The organism is Nostoc sp. DedQUE12b (assembly GCF_034530835.1).
In the GTDB taxonomy this organism is placed as follows: domain Bacteria; phylum Cyanobacteriota; class Cyanobacteriia; order Cyanobacteriales; family Nostocaceae; genus Nostoc.
This window is the reverse complement of record NZ_JAVRCI010000004.1, coordinates 18,988-40,337: the sequence shown is the minus strand read 5'-3', so window position 1 is coordinate 40,337 and position 21,350 is coordinate 18,988. Positions and strand designations below refer to the sequence as shown.

The 21,350-nt window shown below is 39.5% G+C and carries 19 protein-coding genes; 7 read left to right on the top strand and 12 right to left on the bottom strand.

All coding sequences use genetic code 11. The features are described from left to right. Window positions 1-360 precede the first annotated feature (360 nt). Window positions 361-1,134, top strand: coding sequence for a hypothetical protein (locus RMY16_RS03155; protein WP_322735147.1), 774 nt, complete (start codon window positions 361-363; stop codon window positions 1,132-1,134). 581 nt (window positions 1,135-1,715) lie between these two features. On the opposite strand, the gene RMY16_RS03150 is transcribed toward RMY16_RS03155, so the two are convergent. Further along, the gene (locus RMY16_RS03150) at window positions 1,716-3,584 is read right to left on the bottom strand and encodes a DUF1565 domain-containing protein (protein WP_322735146.1); all 1,869 of its coding nucleotides are present in this window, start codon (window positions 3,582-3,584) and stop codon (window positions 1,716-1,718) included. 527 nt (window positions 3,585-4,111) lie between these two features. On the opposite strand from RMY16_RS03150, the gene RMY16_RS03145 reads away from it, so the two are divergent. Further along, a complete protein-coding gene (locus RMY16_RS03145; protein ID WP_322659767.1) occupies window positions 4,112-5,227 on the top strand; it encodes a thiamine phosphate synthase in 1,116 nt (371 codons plus the stop codon). Window positions 5,228-5,316: 89 nt separating this feature from the next. Beyond that, window positions 5,317-5,529: a sulfur carrier protein ThiS gene (gene thiS, locus RMY16_RS03140; protein ID WP_322659769.1), complete on the top strand. Its 213-nt coding sequence runs from the start codon at window positions 5,317-5,319 to the stop codon at window positions 5,527-5,529. Here thiS and blaOXA read toward each other — a convergent pair. Together blaOXA and RMY16_RS03130 are read right to left on the bottom strand one after the other, a co-directional pair. Then, on the bottom strand, window positions 5,526-6,377 hold the full coding sequence (blaOXA, locus tag RMY16_RS03135; protein ID WP_322735249.1) for a class D beta-lactamase: 852 nt from the start codon (window positions 6,375-6,377) through the stop codon (window positions 5,526-5,528). The genes thiS and blaOXA overlap by 4 nt on opposite strands. 218 nt (window positions 6,378-6,595) lie before the next feature. Then, entirely contained in the window at window positions 6,596-7,828 is a 1,233-nt protein-coding gene (locus RMY16_RS03130) for a glycosyltransferase family 4 protein (RefSeq protein WP_322735145.1), read from the bottom strand. Window positions 7,829-8,711: 883 nt separating this feature from the next. On the opposite strand from RMY16_RS03130, the gene RMY16_RS03125 reads away from it, so the two are divergent. After that, window positions 8,712-9,707 carry a DUF1517 domain-containing protein gene (locus RMY16_RS03125; RefSeq protein WP_322735144.1) on the top strand — a complete coding sequence of 332 codons (996 nt, stop codon included), beginning with the start codon at window positions 8,712-8,714 and terminating at the stop codon, window positions 9,705-9,707. 326 nt (window positions 9,708-10,033) lie between these two features. Next, window positions 10,034-10,414, top strand: coding sequence for a calcium-binding protein (locus RMY16_RS03120; protein ID WP_322735143.1), 381 nt, complete (start codon window positions 10,034-10,036; stop codon window positions 10,412-10,414). A 136-nt stretch (window positions 10,415-10,550) separates the two neighbouring features. Here RMY16_RS03120 and RMY16_RS03115 read toward each other — a convergent pair whose 3' ends face one another. From RMY16_RS03115 to folB, 3 genes are all read right to left on the bottom strand, one after another. Further along, window positions 10,551-11,111, bottom strand: coding sequence for a sugar O-acetyltransferase (locus RMY16_RS03115; RefSeq protein WP_322735142.1), 561 nt, complete (start codon window positions 11,109-11,111; stop codon window positions 10,551-10,553). Between the two features lie 69 nt (window positions 11,112-11,180). Continuing rightward, a complete protein-coding gene (locus tag RMY16_RS03110) occupies window positions 11,181-12,464 on the bottom strand; it encodes a diguanylate cyclase domain-containing protein (RefSeq protein ID WP_322735141.1) in 1,284 nt (427 codons plus the stop codon). Between the two features lie 1,003 nt (window positions 12,465-13,467). Beyond that, window positions 13,468-13,836 (bottom strand): dihydroneopterin aldolase, encoded by a 369-nt coding sequence (gene folB / locus RMY16_RS03105; protein WP_322663411.1) that lies wholly within the window; start codon window positions 13,834-13,836, stop codon window positions 13,468-13,470. 167 nt (window positions 13,837-14,003) lie between these two features. Here folB and menD point away from each other — a divergent pair, with 167 nt between their 5' ends. Next, window positions 14,004-15,782, top strand: a complete 1,779-nt coding sequence (gene menD, locus RMY16_RS03100; protein WP_322735140.1) for a 2-succinyl-5-enolpyruvyl-6-hydroxy-3-cyclohexene-1-carboxylic-acid synthase — start codon at window positions 14,004-14,006, stop codon at window positions 15,780-15,782. 78 nt (window positions 15,783-15,860) lie between these two features. Here the strand turns inward: menD and RMY16_RS03095 are convergent, their stop codons facing one another. The 4 genes from RMY16_RS03095 to RMY16_RS03080 form a co-directional block, all read right to left on the bottom strand. Then, window positions 15,861-17,075 (bottom strand): hypothetical protein, encoded by a 1,215-nt coding sequence (locus tag RMY16_RS03095; RefSeq protein WP_322735139.1) that lies wholly within the window; start codon window positions 17,073-17,075, stop codon window positions 15,861-15,863. Beyond that, complete coding sequence (locus RMY16_RS03090; RefSeq protein WP_322735138.1) at window positions 17,072-17,575, bottom strand: DUF4365 domain-containing protein; 504 nt, start codon at window positions 17,573-17,575, stop codon at window positions 17,072-17,074. Before RMY16_RS03090 ends, RMY16_RS03095 begins: the two co-directional genes overlap by 4 nt. A gap of 277 nt (window positions 17,576-17,852) precedes the next feature. Beyond that, window positions 17,853-17,978, bottom strand: a complete 126-nt coding sequence (locus tag RMY16_RS03085; protein ID WP_322735137.1) for a hypothetical protein — start codon at window positions 17,976-17,978, stop codon at window positions 17,853-17,855. A 91-nt stretch (window positions 17,979-18,069) separates the two neighbouring features. Beyond that, window positions 18,070-18,942: an Rpn family recombination-promoting nuclease/putative transposase gene (locus RMY16_RS03080; protein ID WP_322735136.1), complete on the bottom strand. Its 873-nt coding sequence runs from the start codon at window positions 18,940-18,942 to the stop codon at window positions 18,070-18,072. Between the two features lie 141 nt (window positions 18,943-19,083). On the opposite strand from RMY16_RS03080, the gene menB reads away from it, so the two are divergent. Then, window positions 19,084-19,917, top strand: coding sequence for a 1,4-dihydroxy-2-naphthoyl-CoA synthase (gene menB, locus RMY16_RS03075; RefSeq protein WP_190939327.1), 834 nt, complete (start codon window positions 19,084-19,086; stop codon window positions 19,915-19,917). 127 nt (window positions 19,918-20,044) lie between these two features. On the opposite strand, the gene RMY16_RS03070 is transcribed toward menB, so the two are convergent. Then, window positions 20,045-20,359 (bottom strand): hypothetical protein, encoded by a 315-nt coding sequence (locus RMY16_RS03070; protein ID WP_322735135.1) that lies wholly within the window; start codon window positions 20,357-20,359, stop codon window positions 20,045-20,047. Between the two features lie 427 nt (window positions 20,360-20,786). Further along, window positions 20,787-21,338 (bottom strand): DUF721 domain-containing protein, encoded by a 552-nt coding sequence (locus RMY16_RS03065; protein WP_322735134.1) that lies wholly within the window; start codon window positions 21,336-21,338, stop codon window positions 20,787-20,789. Window positions 21,339-21,350 lie beyond the last annotated feature (12 nt).

The window sequence follows — 21,350 nt, the reverse complement described above, 5'->3', positions numbered from 1 at the left end:
AACTCTACATAAATTTAATTTAGTAAATACTTCTAAAGAGGTATTGCAAAAAATACAATTAAATTTATCGGATATTTAAAAAATTAAATAAAAATCCTAAATAGCAGCCCTAAATGATTTGTGGAAATCTCTATTGCTTTAATTGGAAGAATTTCAGTTTTATAGAAAAACTTGGCAAATAATCCGAAAAGCAATAACTTCAGTTTGTAGTTCAGTATGTACTGATAAAAGTGAGATACATTTTTTTAGCATCTTGGCATTAGCCTACACCAAGCCCTGACGCTCATAGCCTTGCAAAGAAGCAAGCACTGTCTCACCACTACGCGATAATTTCCACAACTCAAATAGGATTGCATTATTATGCCTCGAGTTAATATTAAAACTTCTCAGGTTGTATCTGCTACTAAATCTGTCTTTCAACTTTATTATCAATGGGGATTATCTAATGTTAAAAAAGGTGATTGGAGAAGTTTAGCTATTCAGCTTATAGTGTTGTTACTTTTGACAAGTGTCTTGTTTAATGGAATAAACAAATCTGTAACTGATATTCAAATAAAAATAAGTGAACTTCAAAAATTAATAGAAAATGGTAAGGCTAAGGCTGATACACCAAAAATTAATCCAGAACCCTCACCTAAAGTAACATTAGGGTCAGATATTTCAACTCAAAAACCTTTAGAAACAAATGCCTCCCCTCAAGTAATTTCAAAGCAAGAAGCTCAAGACCAAGTAATTCCGAAGCTAGAAAAGCTAGAAACAAAGTATAAGTTTCCTAAAGAAGTTAACTTCAGTATTATTAATGCTTCTAATTTTGCTTCACCGAAAGCAGATGACAATTTTCAAAAAGCATTATTGAAAAGATTTCCTGAGATTTGTGTTGTTCCTAACACTTCTTCGATCGGATGGAAAATGTCTAAAACCAGAATCTATGTCTTAAAAAAACAAAGTATTAATGCTGCTTTATCTATTGCAAGCTGGATGCCAGGATCTCAGGATGTTATTGATTATGAGCATCAATTGAAAAATTCTGTTAAATATCCAGATTTTCCTAATGGTGATGGGCGTATACAAATCAATAAATCTACAGCAGATATAGTTATTGTTTTAGGTAATGATTATCCTAAAATAAATTAGACATCTCCAGAAATTAAGTTTTCAACTAGATAGGATAAGGGATTAAAATTCTTTTTCGGAGATGTCTACTAGAGGTTGTTTGAAAAGTGTTTTGCTGTAACTTTAGGTACTTTGAGATCCCCCCTAACCCACGCCAGTCGCTCCAGTTGGGGAGACCCCTTGGCACTAGCCTCTCCCCTTGAAAAGTGGGAAACCGGAATCAAAGTCCCCCAATTTATCGGTAGATTTAGGAGGATCTAGAACTTTTGATACCGACAAGAGGACTTTTCAAACAGGACTTTTCAAACATCCTCTTAGCTCGACTTTATCCATTTTTTTCGCAACGCGATACTCCTGTGGAGTCGTTACACGAACGCTTAAGCTGAAACCTTTGTAGGGCAGTAGTTTTACTTTTTTAACTTCATCTATAATCTGTGATGTGGAAAAAGTATTTGCCAAAAAGCTAGGGTTTTTATCGGATAAATAAAGCGAGTTCTTAATTTTGGATACAGTCGAGCTTAACAACAGATTTGAATTAAAACGATATATGCAGTTTTCATCAACCACATATTAAGTAGAGGGTAAGCCAACATTATTCTTAATCAATTCAATGGCTCCATAATGACTCTTAAACCTTTACTAGAGAGTGTTTTGAGCATTTCTTTAGCGTTATATTCACTACTAAAAACTCCTGCTTGCATAACTCTTTGACCTTGCCAAACTGTGGGGAACGCACCAGGAGCAAGGAATCGTACTAAATCTTGATCTTTATCAGTTACAAGTGGCACTACTAGGCGATAACGCACACCAAATTGTGTTGTAGAGTTACCACTATAGGGAATACTTGCAGAACTTGTTTGCAGATTGCGAGTATTAACAATGGGGATATTGCGATCGGGTAGTGGTAAAAGTTCTGAAGCACCTGGAGCAGCATTTTTTAGTATTGGCAATGGCTGCTGCGTTTGATCCCTCATACTTCTTGGAACTGGTGGCTGTACAACTGAATTGGATGGAGGCTCAGTGGCAGTAAACTCAATGGTATTAGGATCGATCCGCACGTAATTTAACTGTGGTGTATCAGGTGGCTGTGCGTTTGTTGGTATTTGTCTACTTGACAAGCTGCTAGGAGTAGGAAATCCGGCGACTTTAGAAGTAGGTGGTTGTTTGGATATAGGCGGGGAAAGCGGTACATTATTGGCAGGCATTAATGGCAGCACTTGACTGTTTAATTGCCCAGAAACAGGATTATTTGCTGAAATGCTGTTGCTGGTTTGCCCGTTAGTAGTTTCAGAGACTTCGGGAGATGAGAAGGTAATTTCCCCTGTTGATGGTATTTCTCGTAACGCATTGTTAGGGACAGGAGCGGGTTGAGAATTTTGGGTTGCTAGTGCTGTTGTACCGTTAACATCTACCTTGCCAGTGATGCGATCGCTCACAAGGTTGTTACCAGCAGCAGAAATCACCTGTTTAGCAGCACTAGCGTTAATATCGTGACGAGCATTATTTTGAAATGTATTACCCCCAGGTTCGGATGCATTACCCAAATCCGGCATTGCTTGAGCGATCGCAACTAAACCATCTTCTTTATTATCTTGAATAAGATTGTTACGTAAAATCGGGCGGGCATTTGCTTGTACGACAATTCCCGATCTATTATTCTGAATTTGATTACCTATGAGTATAGGAGCGGCATTTTGGGCAATATTAATCCCAAAACCGGTTTGGTGAAAGACATTTTCCTTCACTTGGGGACTGGAGTTACCAGCAATTGTGATGCCATTGGCTCCATTGCGATCAAAGTAATTCTTACTAATGGTAGGTGCGGCATTACCACAAACAGAAATGCCATCTTGAGTACTGCCAGTAAAAGTATTTTCCGCAACTACCGGATTACTAGATTCAATCCATAAACCGTAACCACGGCGATTAGGGTTCGTCACCGTTACCCCAGTGAGCAAGACTTGGTTGGCTCCAACAATTGTGACATTTTGACCGGCAAAGCTCCGACTCAAGTAATCACCGCCTCCCTGAATGATGATGTCTTTACCTTGATTGCTGGGGTTGCCTTGAATTGAAATACCCGGTTTCAGTATTAAGGGAAATTCCTCCCCTGTCTCGGCGCTATAAGTGCCGGTGGAAAGCATAATTACAGTATTGGCGTTAGCTAATCGCAACGCTTGGCTAATCGTCTTTACAGGAGTGGATTCGCTGCCATTGCCTGCCTTGTCATCTCCAACACTAGGGTTGACAAATAGCACATTCAGAGGCGCTGAATCTGGTGTTGATGGCATCTGAGCGATCGCACTATCCAGGCTTGTAACCAGGAACGCTATATTTGCCGCCCCCATACTTACAGTAAAAGATAATACTGAAAAACTAAAAAATAAAAGCCTTGCTGATTTCAGAAACTTCAACTTTGCAAACAAAACATCTGCTCTACGGTACTCAGGAAACACACGAGGGAGAATCATATTTAACAAGGCTCCTTATAAGTAATCATAAATTCTTATACTCTCTAGAGAGTATTATGTCGATAATATTACCCATATATTGAGCAATTGGCGATATTTAATACATAGTAATAAATGATATTGGACATCTCCAGAAATTAATTGTGCGTTGCCCAAAATGATTGGTAGGCACAATTCATGAATTATGCCTACGTCATTTTCACTTTTATATCTATCTATTTAGATATAAGAGTGAAATTAAATATGCTTTATCCAAAACCCTTGTAGAGACGTAACGCTGCTAGTATTTACATTGTTTTCACTAATATATTTATTGTGGATTCTCTGGTGTATTCCCTTTTGCCAGTCCTTTGTAAGCTTGTTGTCTACCGTAAAATACTTGACTAAGCTTAGTGCGAAACTGTAGCCTCAAACTACCCTTATCACTGTCTATAGGAACATGGGATAATTTACCGTAACCCTCACGACTACGTTGTTTTGCGTAGATTCCGCAAAAAAATAGTAAAAAAAAGCAAATTAATTAACTTATGGTTACTAGGACTTATGATAATTCACACTTCGATGAAAGCACTAACGGGGTTGTTGTAATGGTCGAGCCATACAGCCAAAAAGAGCAAATACAGCAAGTTGTTTACCGCATTTTAGATGCTAATTTAGACCGCGCTCGTGAGGGCTTGCGAATTATCGAGGAATGGTGTCGGTTTGGATTGAATAATGCCCAGTTGGCTCTTGAATGCAAGCGGCTGCGACAAGAGGTAGCCAAGTGGCATACCCCAGAATTGCGGGCGGCGCGAGATACACCAGGCGATCCTGGGACTGAATTAACCCATCCTCAAGAAGAAGAACGAGCCAGTATAAAATCGGTCTTGCAAGCTAACTTTTGCCGGATAGAAGAAGCATTAAGGGTGTTGGAAGAATACAGTAAGCTTTACCAACCAAATATGGCTAAAGCTTGTAAACAGATGCGCTATCAGGTTTATACCCTAGAAAGTAGTTTAATGGGTTATCAGCGCCATCAATTGTTGTGGCGATCGCATTTGTATCTTGTTACTTCCCCTAGTGAAAATTTATTGAATAACGTCGAGGCTGCACTCAAAGGTGGATTAACGCTTCTACAGTACCGCGACAAAACCGCCGATGATTCTTTACGTCTAGAACAAGCGAGAAAATTACGCCAGTTATGCCACATTTACGGCGCTTTGTTCATTGTTAACGATCGCGTGGATGTAGCTTTAGCTGTCGATGCCGATGGGGTGCATCTGGGACAACAAGATATGCCTATTACTGTTGCTCGGCAATTACTAGGTTCGCAACGTCTGATAGGTCTTTCTACCACAAATAAAGAAGAAATGCAAGCAGCAATTGCTGAGGGTGTAGATTATATTGGCGTGGGGCCTGTTTATGAAACTCCCACAAAAGTAGGGAAGGCAGCAACAGGACTAGAATATGTCAGCTATGCAGCTAAAAATTGCTCAATTCCCTGGTTTGCGATTGGGGGAATAGATGCCAATAATATCAATGATGTGATCGATGCAGGAGCCAAACGTGTAGCAGTGGTGCGATCGCTCATGCAAGCCGAACAGCCTACCCTAGTAACGCAATATTTGCTCTCCCAACTCAATCGCATTAAACCAGAACTCTAAAAGAGTCATTTGTTATTTGTCATTTGTCATTAGCCCAAAGTGAGTAACCAATACCCAATTTCCAATGCCCAATGCCCCACACACATATTATGTCTAATGAGATTACGATTCAGGTAAATGGGGAAAGCCATAGCTGCTCATTTCAAACTTCTTTACCCGACTTACTCCAACAGTTGGGTTTTAACCTCCGGTTGGTGGCTGTGGAGTATAACGGTGAAATTTTACACCGCCAGTTTTGGCCGCAAACAAAAGTGCAGCCAGGCGATCGCTTAGAAGTAGTAACTATTGTCGGGGGTGGTTAGTTGATTTGAGCTAGCAAGCCCAAATCCTTGAGGCTACGTCGTGTAATCTCAATGCGGGCGGGTGCATCTTCCGATTTTTGCATATCAAGGGTTGTCGCGAAAAAGTAGACGTTTTTGTTTTGCTCTAAATAACCCACAAACCAACCAACATTTGGTTTAGTACTCGTTAACCATCCTGTCTTTCCTCGCAGCGTGTAGTCTGGAGTTTGTTCGCGTACCATAATGTCTTTAACAAGATTTATTGTCCGTTGCGAGAAAGGCAAATCGCCTTGATATAACCGTTGCAAAAACTTAATTTGCTCTTTGGGTGTAATTTGCAATAACTGCGGTTGTAGCCAAAAACGATCGATGTCTGCGACAGTGCCAATCTGACGGTTTCCGTAGCCTACTTTATTAATAAATTGCTGCATCCTTTCATATCCAGCCCTACGTGCTAGTACTTGATAGAACCAAACAGTTGAATCTTTAAAGGCTTGACGCAAATTTGTATCATGATTCCAGGCATCAATCTCTCGGTGAATTCCATCCCAAGTGAGAACCGCTACATCATCAGGAACTACGCCTGTTTCTAGTGCTACTAGCGCGTTAAAAATTTTGAATGTTGAAGCTGGGGCAATTGCGGTTGCATTACGTTGAGGATTGTGTTCATAGATGCGGTTGTTTTTTGAGTCGTAAATCAAGATAGAGCCTTCACGCCCAAATTCTTGAAAGTGTCGCCCGAAATTTGGCGCTTTAGCGGGACGTTCAGATGAAGTTGAAGCAGGTTGAGCCACAACATACATTGCCCCAAAGGTAATCACACTCACAACAGCAAGACATCCAATGACTGTAAACACAAAAGATTGCATTCGGCGCTTTGTGTAATGCCAAAGAAATTGCTCTATGCGAAACCAGATATTTTTCATTGCACATTTAATCACATCACAAACGAGATTTTACACTGTAATCTTGCTCATTTGTAAAGAAATTTGTTAAAGGTTATCCAGAAATATGGCTTCTAGTAAATTGCCCTTTTTGATATTTTTTTAATTTGATGATTCAATCCGGTTTAGTTAATAAAATAATTTCACAAAATTGCGTTTTTTTCCTCTGATTTATAAAGCGATCTATGAAGAGTTCTACGCTTGGCTAATTCTTTACCTTTACGACCTAGTTGCTCACGTAGTTGTTGGTCTTTGCACAAGCGATTGAAAGCTTGAAAAACTTCATAACCAGAATTGGGATTAACCAGTATCCCATTTTCTTCATGCTGAACTGTGTCTATAACACCGCCTAAACGAGGGGCAATTATAGGCTTACCGAAGTAACTTGCTTCTAAATAAGCGATACCAAAACCTTCCATATTATTAGGTTTAGTATCCGATAAAGTCAGCATGGCAAATATGTCGCAAGCTGCATAATAACCTGCCAATTCTCGCTCTGGCACATATCCGGCAAAGTGGACGCGCTTATCAACCCGCAAACGATGTGCCAGAGATTTCAGTTCTGACTCACTTGGCCCTTGACCGCAGAGTATATAGTGGACATCAACCCCAAAAGTTAGCAGTATTGGAATATTATCAATTACTCGGTCGAAACCTTTATGTTTTACTAGGCTGCCGATGGAGAGAATCACTATTGCTGTTTCGGGAATGTTGTACGTCTGACGCACGCGAACCCGTAAATCATCAAGGCTACTGGGACTGGCTACATTATTACCAAATTTTTCTGGTCTGATTACGGGGTTAATGACGTGGGTAGGAGTATCTAATCGGAAAGCAGTTCTCAGGTAGTCTCTTGTATAAGAACTATTACAAACAATGCCTTCGGCTCTATGAAGTGTTAATTTAAATAGCGATCGCAGCACGGGATTATGTAAAGTGCAAAGAAGATCGTTGCCGTGCAGATGGATAAAAAAGCGAATAGGTAACAAATAGCTCAATAGCAACAATGAAGGAAAATCATAGCCATGGCCCCACTCTATGTAACGATAGTGATAGCGAAAATAGAGTTTAATTGCTAGGACAAATGAGCAGACGATATTGACCAAAGGCTTGAGGATATTTCCCATATAGCCACTACGCCAATATTTAGGATAATACCAACGATACACAGGAAACTGTTGACTCTTATCAAATACTTCATCTCCTGAGCAACTAGCTGCCAGCACAATTATTCGTTCTGGATCTTGCAGACAACGATTGTAGATATATTCCCCAATTACAGCTTCTTTCGGCAGAAAGATCCGGGATATGACTAGGATATCTGGGTATGCAGCTTTATCTCTGATTTCGGCTGTTAGTTGAGAAATATGTTCCATAATAAAGTTGATGACTATATTTCAAATAGTTTTTAATATTTACAATTAGAATTACTTTCAAAGCCATCATTATTATTTTATTTCTTTTAAAACGAATTTGGTAGACAAATTTGAAACCTATTTTAGAAGATTAGTCAGAAAGATTGTTTTTTTATTGTGTTGATTTTATTTTTGTTGCAAATTTATCATTATTTGAGAGTTTCTGTGCATAATGAACAAAAAATAACAACCAACACTTGTAGCGGAAATGCTCAGTGAACAACTGCTGCGAAAATTCCGAAATTTAGCTATGTTCAAGAGAATATCTTAAACACTTAAACTACTGTGCCAAAATGCCACGAATTATGTCTATTGTGAATAATTTATAAGGATTGCACGCACTGACTAGCTTCCTCTGTAAACGTAAATTCTCAGATGCCAGATGTATTAATGAGTGCTGTTGGTAGTAGCAAGGCGTTTTGCCCGTGCTGAATATTAAGTAATAAGTTCAGAAATAGTATTACTTCTTCAGTGAAAGATTAAAAAAATTAGTCAAAATAATCACTAAAAATTAAAATCATCTGTATAATTCAAACCTGTAGTCTGAAACTAGTCTAAGGCATAGCAAACCATTGCCCGTAGGCGTAGCCCGTCATAGACATCGCAATTTCTGTGAGGATAAACATGTCTTTAGGTACGGTTCCCCAGTCGAGAAATCCCCCCTGCGATCGCTACTTACCCAAGATAAGACGCGGTAAATTGAATATGTAGTCTCTAAAAAGCAATGCTACGTGAATGCTACAAACTTGCTTGTTACAGGCTAGCCTTAGCAACATCCTGCAACACTGCTCCCACCATCGGGAGAAATCATAAATAATAATTTCGTTTTTCAAGCGATTGTCTTATGCGTAAAAAACTACAACAAACCATCAAACCGCTGTTAAAAACCTTCTTAGCCCTAAGCTTGGTGTTAGCTTTGGCTCTTGGTCACGCTGACGGCGCGTTAGCAGCCCGCAGTGGGGGTCGCATCGGTGGTGGCTCCTTTAGAGCGCCTTCCAGCCGCACCTATACACCGCGTACCTATGCACCTCCTGGCGGAGGCGGCTACTATCCTGGGGGTGGTTATGGTGGTGGCTTTGGTGGTGGCTTTGGCTTTCCCTTCCTACTTCCCTTCTGGGGTATTGGAGGAGGATTTGGTGGTCTGTTTGGCATCTTAATTTTCTTTGCGATCGCTAATTTCTTATTGCAAACTTTCCGCCGCGTCTCTAGCGGTGAAACACCAGAAGCAGATTACAGCAGTAACTCTCCTGTTTCTGTAACTCGTTTGCAAGTAGGTTTGTTAGCTCAAGCCCGTGAATTGCAAAATGAACTCAACCACATTGCTGAAACTGCTGATACTAACACCCCAGAAGGCAGAGCAGAAATTCTCCAAGAAGCCAGTCTAGCTTTACTCCGCCATCCAGAATACTTTGTATATGCAGGTGGTGGCACTCAACAAGCCAGTTTAAATTCAGCTGAAAGTCAGTTTAATCGACTGTCACTGGCAGAACGCAGCAAGTTTAGCGAAGAAACTCTTTCTAACGTCAACAACCAGCTAAGAGCAGCCCTTGCCAAAGATGCTTTACCTCCAGCTGGCGAACTCGACAACCCCACGCGTCTATTTACCGAAGGTCCCGGCGAATACATTGTTGTTACCTTGCTGGCGGCGACACTAGGTAAGTTTGACATCCCCACAGCTATTAATGGTGCTGATGATTTGCGTCAAGCTTTGCGGCAAATTGGTAGTATCCCTAGCGAGAGACTTCTAGCAATTGAAGTTCTTTGGACTCCTCAAGCTGAAAATGATACCCTCACATCTGATGATGTGTTAGCAAATTATCCAGATTTGAGACTTGTTTAATCTCTGAGAAATTTTGCGCTTGAGCGCTAAGAAAAACTTTGCATCTTGGTGCAACGAATAAGTTCCCCTTAAGAACAATAACTAGAAAACCGCTTGTCATTGACAAGTGGTTTTTTGTAGAGTTTATATCATTTCCAAATAAGTAGTTATGATTTCCACAGTCATTTCACCCCACCTTGCCGTAAGAGTTTACAAAGAGGGGATTAAGGGGCGGGGTTCTCAGAGGTGAATAAGTAATTAAGCGGACATAATTGATATATTTAAGTATGATTTTAGAAACATTTTGGTAGTATTATCAAAATGAATTATACGCAAAGTGTTATCTTATGCCTAGTGTTGAAGCCGACGAAAACCGAGAGCATCGCATTAAAACGGAGATCATTGTAGATGCTGAAGACAAAGAAGACCGGGCTATGGGTTGGTACTACTACCTCGAAGAGGTTCTGAATTTTCCCTTTTTGGCTACATGGACTAAGAAGGGACGCAAATCAGGTGCTGTCGAGGAGAAACAAGTGGAAGTATTGGGAATGGCTCCAGATGATGAGTGCTTAAAAGATATGTATGTAGAAGTGGCTTATATTAATGGTAAAGATGAAGATGTATATTCTGCAAAATTATCTGAAATAGCAGCCATTGATGCTGACAGTGAAACTCAAGAAGCGATCGCAGACTGGTTCTATTGGATTGCTAGAGGTTATAAATTTTGAAGAAGAATTCAGAATTCAGAATCAAAGTGGCAAACTTAAACTTATTTTCAGCGATCGCCTGAGCGCTTGTCTAAGTCCGTAAGTCATAAAGAATTCAATTCTGGCTCCTGGCTCCTGAATTCTGTTTTGTTAAATTTTAGGATAAATACCGAATGACACGGCAGGGATTGCCAGCAGCGACAACATTCTTAGGTATATCTTTGACAACTACACTACCAGCACCAATGGTTGTGTTATCACCAATAGTTACGCCTGGACAAATAATTGCATTGCCACCAATCCAGACATTATTACCAATGTTAACTGGGGCAGCTAACTCTCTACCAGAAAGACGAATTTCTGGCTCTGTGGGATGATAGGCAGTATAAATTTGCACATAAGGAGCGCACAAAACATTTTCACCAATATGAACTGTATTACAGTCTAAAATTACACAGCCATAGTTCATATACAATTTGTCGCCAGCAAAAATATTACTGCCATAGTCACAGTGAAAGGGTGGGACTATTAATGCTTTGTCACCGATTTTTCCAAATAATTCTTGCAAAATTTGCTGTCGTTGCTCTTGCTGTTCTTCGGTTGTAGAATTGTAACTTCGCAATAGACGACTAGCTCGCTTCATGTCGGCAGCCAATTCTGGATCTTCGGCCAGATATAATTCGCCTGCAAGCATTTTCTGTTTTTCGGTTTTTTCCATGACAGAATTATAGGGCTTCTTGGTTGTATACCATAACCTTAGTAGCCCCTAGAGTAGCATATTCCATTCTTAACTAAATATGGCATAAGTAGCTTTTCCCTGGCGTTTAGCTTGGTACATCGCAATATCAGCATCCCGCAGCAAAGTTGCAGGTTCCTCATAATTACTAAAATTCCAAGTAATACCAATGCTAGCTGTAGTAGATAATTGATATCCATTCAGGCTAACTGGCAATCTTAAGGAGTCTTGAATACGTTTGGCAACATTAGTAGCGTCGGTAATGTCTTTAATATCCTCCAAAAGAACAGTAAACTCATCACCACCAAATCGTGCTACAGTATCGCCACTACGTAAGCATGACTCTAAACGTCTAGCGATCGCTACTAAAAAATCATCTCCTATTCCATGCCCAAAGCGATCGTTAATCTCTTTAAAGCCATCTAAATCCAAAAATAAAACTGCAAAATAATAATCGCTTCTGCGTTTGCTACGTTCAATGGTTTGTCTGAGCCGATCTAAAAATAAAACACGATTCGGTAATTCTGTTAGCCCATCATAAAATGCATTGCGGATCAGTTGCGCCTCTGTCAGCTTACGTTTAGTAATGTCTTGAAAAACTAAAACCGCGCCAGTAATATTGCCATCTTGATCGCGGATAGGCGCAACATTATCCCCAATTGCAATTTCTTTGCCATCTTTGGTAATCAATGCACAGTTTTTTGGCAAATTGAAAACTTCCCCTGCTTCGATTACATAAGTGACCAAATTTTCGATTTTTTCTCCTACATCTTTATTAACTAAGTTCACAACTTCTATTAAATCTTTCCCGAATGCTTCAGTTTGCTTCCAACCAGTGATGAGTTCTGCTATGGGATTCATCATTTCAATACAACCGTTTGCATAGGTCACAATCACTGCACAGCCCATACTATTAATAATTGCCATCAACCTCTGTTTTTCTTCGTATAATATTTTTTTGCTCTGATGTTTGTACAGCGTCATTTCAATCACAAAATGTAAATTACTTTCAATAAATGGTTTGGCTATGTAAGTAAAAGGCTGACTTAGCTGATTTTTATGTAATGTTTTATATTCCGAATACTCCGTTATATATACTACAGGCACATGAAAGTGATTCTGAATAATATCAGCTACGTGGAGACCGTCTATTTCTCCAGCTAGGCAGATATCAATTAATACTAAATGTGGATGAGTTTCTGCTACTTTTTTTATTGCCTCTTCACCAAATTTAGTTATTTCTGATACTAAATAACCTAATTTTTGTAACCTTTTTCTAATATTTGAGGCTATATTTTTTTCGTCCTCAACAACTAAGATTTTGCGGGCGAACATGTTACGATAACCTGTTTGCTTAAGGTTCAGATTTTTGTTGTCAGTGTCAACTCAAGTCAAAAGTGCTTATCTTATCATAAACAATCTTTAACTACCCTGTATTCTTGCTTGATATTAATACTGACTAATGAGTAAATAGCGTCATGTTATTAACCTCCGACAATTTCTATGTTTATCAAAGCTAATTTCGATTAATTCATATAGTTAATATGATGCTACTAACATCAAATTAAAATTAGAATGTAATTATCAAGCACTCAAAAAATGATTTTAAAATGTATACAATAATTTTTTATTGGAAAAGTATAAACACTAAGTATAATATCTATATAAAAATTAATCAAGAAAAAATTTCATGGGATAGAATCACAGTATCTTACTTTAAGATAAGTTAAAAGAAATCTAAAGTGTGTTGGATGTAATATAATAATATACATTCACAAGAATATTATTACTAATAATTAATTCTTACCTGTAATTAAAGAGTTTAATTATGCTTGACCTCCAAATAGTTTTTAGATCAGATGAGATTTAGGTTACAGTATAAAACAGTCTGAAATCTTTAATGATGAGTGAACTCGTATTACTTATAAATATTAGTCATATAACTAATCGTAATTTTTTGAAGAAAATCCCAGTATGCTTGTAATAGCAGGGCAAGCCTAAATATTTGCAATAGAGAAATTAGTTATATTTCTCAAATCTCAATATTGGAGACATTTTTAATGCACTATTTTATCCTTGCCACGCCACTACGCTTATTTTAAAAATCAAATACTAGCTCTATAGCTTCTGGTTAATACTTAATCACAATTGCTGTCCTCTGAAAATATGCAAGTTAAATGTTCATCAACAGATCGCGATATTTTTTAGTTTTTTGGTATTCAGCAGGTGCTGGGGGCAATGGCAGGAAAGATTCTCATTGTGAGACACTTCCAAGCCCCACGTAAACCCCCTGTTTTTTGCTAGCTGATAGATATTGAAAAAAAACGCATTTTGTGAATTAAAGGTTGGGCTTACTTTTAGTCAGTTCAATGCTAATTTTGCCACCAAAGTCTGGAATAGGTGCAGCAGGTTTGCTGAGAGTGACTTGGACTTTTGTTACACGATCGCACTCTTGGAGGATAGAATCTGCGATCGTTGCTACCAATTTCTCCACCAAAGCAAATTTAGACGTTTTTATCAGATGTTGTATCAAGCTAATGACGCTGCGATAATCTAAAGTGTCTTCGATCGCGTCAGTCTTGGCCGCTGTGGAGATATCCAACCATAACCTCACATCCACCTCAAACCATTGCCCTAGCACCTGTTCTTCTGCTAGATACCCAGTGTAGCCATAGCCGCGAATTCCCGTTAAATGAATGCAGTCCATAAATGTTTGAGAGCAAATTGTGCATTTTGTAGAAAGTGGAGCAAGTTTGCTTGGAGATTTTCTTTCCTCCAAACTCGCGCTGCGGTGATGGAAACCAACACCGTATTGATGGATTTTAAATTGAATTTCCCTAGACAAAATCTAAAATTTAAGATTGTTTTATAGCTATGTTTGATTTAATACCGATTGCTTATAGGAATGTTAATCAACTTTGGGCTTATATTTTAACAGAGACCTTAAAGCGGTTGGGATTGACTTGTGCCATCATTTGCCCCGGATCGCGCTCTACACCGTTAGCGATCGCCTTTGCTCAACAAGCACCTGAGATTGAAACGATTTCCATTCTTGATGAACGTTCCGCCGCCTTTTTTGCTTTGGGACAAGCTAAAACAACCGGACGTCCTGTGGTACTAGTTTGCACCTCTGGTACAGCAGGAGCAAATTTTTATTCAGCAGTAATAGAGGCATCATATAGTCGCGTACCACTATTGATATTAACCACCGATAGACCCCCAGAATTGCGAGATTGTCACTCTGGGCAAACTGTAGATCAATTGAGATTATATGGAAACTACCCAAATTGGCAAACCGAGTTAGCCTTACCCTGTGCCGATCTGGGAATGCTAGCTTACCTGCGACAAACGGTAATTCATAGCTGGGAGAGGGCGCAAACTCCTACAAAGGGGCCAGTACATTTGAATATTCCCTTTCGCGATCCTTTAGCGCCTCTGCCTGATGGAAATGATTTGAGCTATTTGCGATCGCAGTTGGAAGCAGAAGACTTCTTCGCAGGAATAGCAAACCCATGCCCCATGCCCCATACTTCGACTGCGCTCAGTACAAGTTCCCCATACCCCATACCCAAAGAATGGAAAGAGTGCGATCGCGGCATTATTATCGCAGGTGTTGCCCAACCGTCGCAACCAGAAGAGTATTGTAAGGCGATCGCGCAACTTTCCCAAATTCTCCAATGGCCTGTGCTAGCTGAGGGACTCTCCCCAGTGAGAAATTATGCCGAACTCAACCCTTATTTGATTTCCACTTATGACCTGATTTTGCGAAATCAGCAACTAGCAAAGCAGTTAGCGCCCGAAATGGTGATTCAGGTGGGTGAAATGCCTACAAGTAAAGAATTGCGTACCTGGATAGCTGCAACCCAACCGCGACGCTGGGTAATTGACCCCAGTGACCAAAACCTCGACCCTTTGCATGGGAGAACGACGCATTTACGGATATCTGTAGAAGAAATAAAAGTAGAGGAGGCAAATTTATCTTTATCCTCAGACTATGGAAAGCAATGGCGTGATGCGGAAACTAAGGTCAAGTTAGTGGTTGATCAGACGATGGGGAAAATAGATGAAATAATTGAAAGTAAGGCAGCTTGGTTAATTTCTCAGATTTTACCGCCAGGAACACCTCTGTTTATTGCCAATAGTATGCCTGTGCGGGATGTGGAATATTTCTGGAAACCAAATAATTTAGGAGTGCGATCGCACTTTAACCGTGGTGCAAATGGCATCGATGGCACATTATCCACCGCTTTAGGAATTGCCCATCGCCAGCAAAGTAGTGTGATGTTAACGGGAGATTTAGCCCTGTTGCATGACACAAATGGTTTTTTAATCCGCAATAAGTTTGTTGGACATCTCACCATTGTATTAATCAATAACAATGGCGGTGGGATTTTTGAAATGTTACCCATCGCCAAATTTGACCCACCATTTGAAGAATTTTTTGGCACTCCCCAGGATATTAATTTTGTTCAGTTGTGTGCTACTTATAATGTGCAGCATGAATTGATTATTTCTTGGCAGCAGTTGCAGCAAAAATTAAACCCGCTCCCAACTCAGGGAATTCGGGTTTTAGAGGTGCAGACAAACCGCAAAAAAGATGCCAAGTGGCGACAGTATAATTTGAGGAGGTTTGCCGCAGATATTGTAATTTAACTATTTCATTAGCGGGACTTAGACACAAGTTTTACAAGTGCTGACGAAGTAGTGAAAAACTCTTGATGTTTAGTGAATTTAAATATTGTCTCGATATAGAGAAAAATTCTGTACTTCTCTCAAAATTAATAATTCCTTTTCTTCAATTAAGTGACCATCGCATATTATTGGTATCTGCTCTAAGTTAGCTTGAAATGCGATTAGATATTCGTCACGATTAACTTCAATAATAACCTCTTTCTCTTCATTTTCTATATTTATACTTATAACAGTAACTTTTGCTTTTTCATTTCCACCAAACCATTCAAGCTTAATTACTAAACCTTTAATTTCAGAGTGCAATAGTTTTGGATTAGGAGATAAAGGAAATGCTAGAGTATGTACTAATTCTTCAGTATCTATTTGGATAATACTTTTTTGGTTTCTACCCAAAGTATTTTTACGAGATTTTAGTTTATTCTTAACTTCTGTAATAACAGGTAGAACTTGTTTGTTTATTTTTATCTCTAAAGGAATATTAGATGGATGATCTAGTCTTTTTGAACAAGTTAAATTGAAACTCAAGTTTGGATCATTATCATTATTTATCATGTGTGATAATGCATCACATAGATTAGCACTTACTCCTTCTTCTATGGCTTCATTTAAAACACTTTCTCTTTCAGAAAGTTTTTGCTCGTGAGCTAAACTAATAATATTTAAAGCTTGAAATAGAGTTCTAGTAACCTTTCTTTCAAAGCAATCTGAAGATTGATAGTTGTCAACTTTTAATGGAGAAATAATGGTTAAAACATAGCTACCTTCTTTGGTATGTCCTAAACGTAATTTTTGCATATAGTCAGTTACTTCACTAAATGAACCTCCTTTAAAGTAAGGTTTAGGTTGTACAGCAGATGAAGCAGCAGACCACATTAGCTTTTTAGCTGATTCAAATAATTGAACTCCTTGAGATATAGGAATGCTCCCATTTATAATTTCTGAATGATTCACTGAAATTTGTACAATTTCTGCTAGTGGAGTCTTAAGATTAGTTATTATTTCTAACTGAGAACGATTTTCTACAATTTCAAGATTTTGTAAAACTTCCTTCATCCGAGCAGAAAAATCTCGAAATTCAGGATTCAGAGGTAATAATATTTCAACATTGCCTCCTTGAGCTATTTCTAATGTCCAAATAGATGCAATATTGTTTATTTGCCTTTGTTCCTTCCAACCTTGAATTTCCAAATAGCTAGCGACTTCTAGTGGATTTATGGATTTAAGAACATCAATATCTCGTATAGTTGCTTTCATGGATTACCTCCATTTGAGATTATATCCATCATTTTTTGTAGAGTTTCTACATTAAATATTTTCTCTTTTGATAAACGCACTGACTTAGTTTCTTGACCAATAGGTAATTCTTTTTCACCTCGCAGTGATGTCCAGTAAGCACAATGTTTAATAACTAATTGTTCTTCGCACTGATACAACCAACTATTTAGATCGTCAGCCAAGACAACAACAACTAAAATGCGTGGAACATAGACATTAGTATATCTTAAATCGTCATAGTTTTTTTTCTTTAAGGGATAACTCATACTCGTAGCACCAACTACATTCCTCTTAAAAGGGGCTTTTAGCTGTAATTCTAAACGGGGAGAGCGACTAGTTCCAATAGCTCCTTTGGCTGCAATACCCAAGTCAATGCTGTCATCATCTACCTCTAGTCGATAAAGGGTATAACCTGCTACTGCTGCAACAGCACGAATATAAGCGTTACTAAATTGCTCTTGACGCTGAGTAATATGCATGGACATTCAACTAAATAATCAAGATTTCGAGCTGTTCAAAAGATAATGACTAAGTTCTTTTTTCAAGAAAATTAGCCTTAACGTAACTTTCTTTCTGCACGGTTGCTTATTTTATACTTAATGGTGATTGTGGTCGAGTGTCAACAGCCAAAATCTAGTTAATGAATGCCAACCAGCCTTTCAAATAGCATCACTTCCAATTCAAGATCATTTTGGTTAACCTTGTAACCACCCTTCCAAGACAGCGATCGCAATCTCAATTCCAACAATGCCAAAGTTAACGCTTCCAGCGTTCCTCAATAATTTCACCAAATAGTCGTTTTAACAGTCGGAGGACGAGCGATCGCACTCTTTCTCCCACCGCTTCCTGATATACCCGCGTGTCTTCCAGCCTCAGATTCATCAAAGCTGCAAATGTCTCTTCACTTCCGATTTGTAGATATGAGAATTTTACTGGGTGCGATTGCCTTCTCCTCTGCTTCTCTGGGTGAAATTTACCCTGTTGGTTGACCTTGTAACCACCTTTCCAAATCAGCAAGAGTAGAGAAATCCAACAAAGCATCACCTAAAGCTTCCAACTGTTCCACCGATAACCCTTGAATCTGGGACAGAAGCCCATCAGGAATATTACCCACACGCCGATTTAATAGTCGTAAAACGATCGTTCTTTCTCCTTCAACCTTTCCTTCAACCTTTCCTTCGATCTTTCCTTCCTCTCGTCCTTCTTCCTTCGCTTCCAGAATCGCTCGTGGTTCTTCCAAATTCAGTCCCAACATCGCTTGAATCTCCTCTCGACTAAGGTTAGAAAATTTGTAGACAATAATCGTCGTCACTAAATCAATTATCGCTTGCTCGGATTGTTGCCGTGCTTGTTGTAGCAAAAACCGCGCCCCTTCCATTGCTTCTGTTTCAGAAGTAACATTTGTCAGCAACATCAAACCCAATCCCAAAGGTTGTTGTCGCAAATCCCCCAATTCATCCAGATAAACCCGCCTGACTTGACCACTTTCCAACAAAGCGCGGTGAATCGAAGAGGAAGAAGGTTCAAGACTACCAGAAGCAAAAATTATTACTCCAAACCAGTCATCGTAACGAATCGAGTTGCGGTAGAGAAACAAAAACAATTCGCTAAAGAAGCGGTGATATAAGTCTTCGTCCTTCTGAAACTGGACTTCCGCAAAAAATACGGTTTTGGAAACTGCATCAGCGGGAGGTAAAAATACTCCATCAATCCGAAACGCCGTTTCTTTCACTTCAACCGATTCAAACTGGTAATTTTCTGCTTCTGGAGGTGGTTCATCTACTAATTCAAACAGTAAACCGGGAAATTGTTTAAATAATTTGTAGAAAATGGTGTCACGTCGCATTTTTATTCTTCAACACCCAGACAATTACCAGATTGTAAAGGCTTGAGACACCAATTCCAGCGTAGGCGTAGCCTACCGCAGGTATCGCATGTCCCTAAGACCGCGATAAAATTCTCAAGCACAACACCGCACTCCATACCAATGCAAATTAACTGGCAAACTGCCAAAACCTACGAAGATATTCTGTATCAAAAAACTGATGGCATTGCGAAAATCACTATCAACCGTCCCCATAAACGCAATGCTTTCCGTCCTGAAACAGTCTTTGAACTGTACGACGCTTTCTCTAATGCTCGTGAAGATACTACTATTGGTGTTGTTCTATTTACTGGCTATGGGCCACATACTGATGGCAAATATGCCTTCTGTTCTGGTGGCGATCAAAGTGTGAGGGGACATGCGGGTTATGTGGATGATACTGGCATCCCTCGCTTGAATGTGCTGGATTTACAACGCCTGATTCGTTCGATGCCGAAAGTGGTGATTGCTTTAGTGGCTGGATATGCGATCGGTGGTGGACACGTCCTACACTTAATTTGCGACCTTACCATCGCTGCCGATAACGCCATTTTCGGACAGACTGGGCCGAAAGTCGGCAGTTTCGACGGTGGTTTTGGAGCCAGCTATCTTGCCCGCATCGTGGGGCAAAAAAAGGCTAGAGAAATTTGGTTTCTCTGTCGCCAATATGATGCACAGCAAGCGCTAGAAATGGGTTTAATTAATTGTGTCGTTCCAGTTGAACAACTAGAAGCTGAAGGTATTCAATGGGCGCAGGAGATTTTAGAAAAAAGTCCGATCGCAATTCGGTGTCTCAAAGCCGCCTTTAACGCTGATTGTGATGGCCAAGCTGGTTTACAAGAACTCGCTGGCAATGCCACCTTACTTTATTACATGACAGAAGAAGGATCTGAGGGCAAACAAGCCTTTCTCGAAAAGCGTCCACCAGATTTTCGCTCTTTTCCTTGGCTACCTTAGAATTGCAAAAATCGCATCTCATTAAAGGGTGCGATTTTTGTAGATATCAACTTTTACAGCACTAAAAATCTTAAAAACAAATCTTATTTTAAGCAGACTGCAAACTCAGTCCAGTAATAATGGATGACTAAATAACCACTGCTTTAGTTTTTACCTGTTCAGATATAGAGGCCGTTATTTCCTCTAGAGAGACAAGAGCAGTATTGTCTAAATCTGAGGCTAAAGATTGACAAGACGTTAGAACTGGAGCTGCATCTGGTAAACCCCAAGCATCTTCTAAGGTTTCCCAAGAAGGTGCAAAAGGTGGGAGCGCCAAAGAGCAAGCCTTCCAAGTCGCTTGAACTGGTGCGCCCAACTGCTGACACGTTCCACCACGGCGGCCCTCTGGCTGGTAATGACGACAATATCTACAGGCAGATGCTAAAACTTTAATGGGTTTCATTCGGATTCATCTTTAGTGTTATTTCTGGCTGAATTTCATCTTTATATTCTGCTTCTATATATAAAGACGGAGAAAAGCCAAAAAGCCATTATTTTCTATAGGTTTCAGCGATCCCAAGTAAAAAATAAACTTCAGGATATTTTTATAATCTTGTTATATATTTAAATAATTTCTACAGCAGTTACATATAGCTATAGTCTAAAACTTATTAGGGATCAAGATTAAAACCAAAGCTTTTGATTTATTCAGCCTTTTAAATTCCTCCTTAACTATGGCTTAAGGCATAAATTTTCACATAAATAGTCTGTTTTACATACCACATTCGGCATATTTCAGCGGCAAACTATACTTTTTCTCAAGAATTAGAAAGATTTGATGTAATGGCAGCAAATTATTTCAGTATAAACTTTGCTCAACGAATAATCGCTCAACTATTTTGCTTTGAAAACTGTTTAGCAGCACAAACAGAACAGACTTCCCAGCGCTGGAGTTCACCGGGTGGGGTGGGAGATTGGCACTGGGGACAAAGGGGTAAGCCATGCGATCGCGATCGCACAATCTTCGTCCAATGTCCAAAAGCCGCATTCACATCTTTAGTGGGTATAGCATCAGGGCGGCTAATATCACCAAGGTAACTGGGATGTTCATGGGGCGAAACCATTTGTTGCTGTTTTCTTTCCACCGACGGATTCTGCCAGCCAGCAGTAGAGAAGCGAATATCAACCAAAGGCGTTGGCAGCTTTTTATTCAACTTTAAAAGTAGAGATGTGCGACCAAAAGTCAGGTTTTGTGCCCAAGCAGCACTAGAAGTTGCTACCGACAAAACATCACGCTGAATCGATAATGGTCGAGTATTTGCGGCAACCACCGGGCCAACAACTTCTGCCCAACACTTGAGCAGACGTTGAAATGGTTGCTCCTGCCATTTCGCCTGCTTTTCCAGAATCCTTAAAACATCATTAATTGATTTCAACGACATTATTCAAAGTGG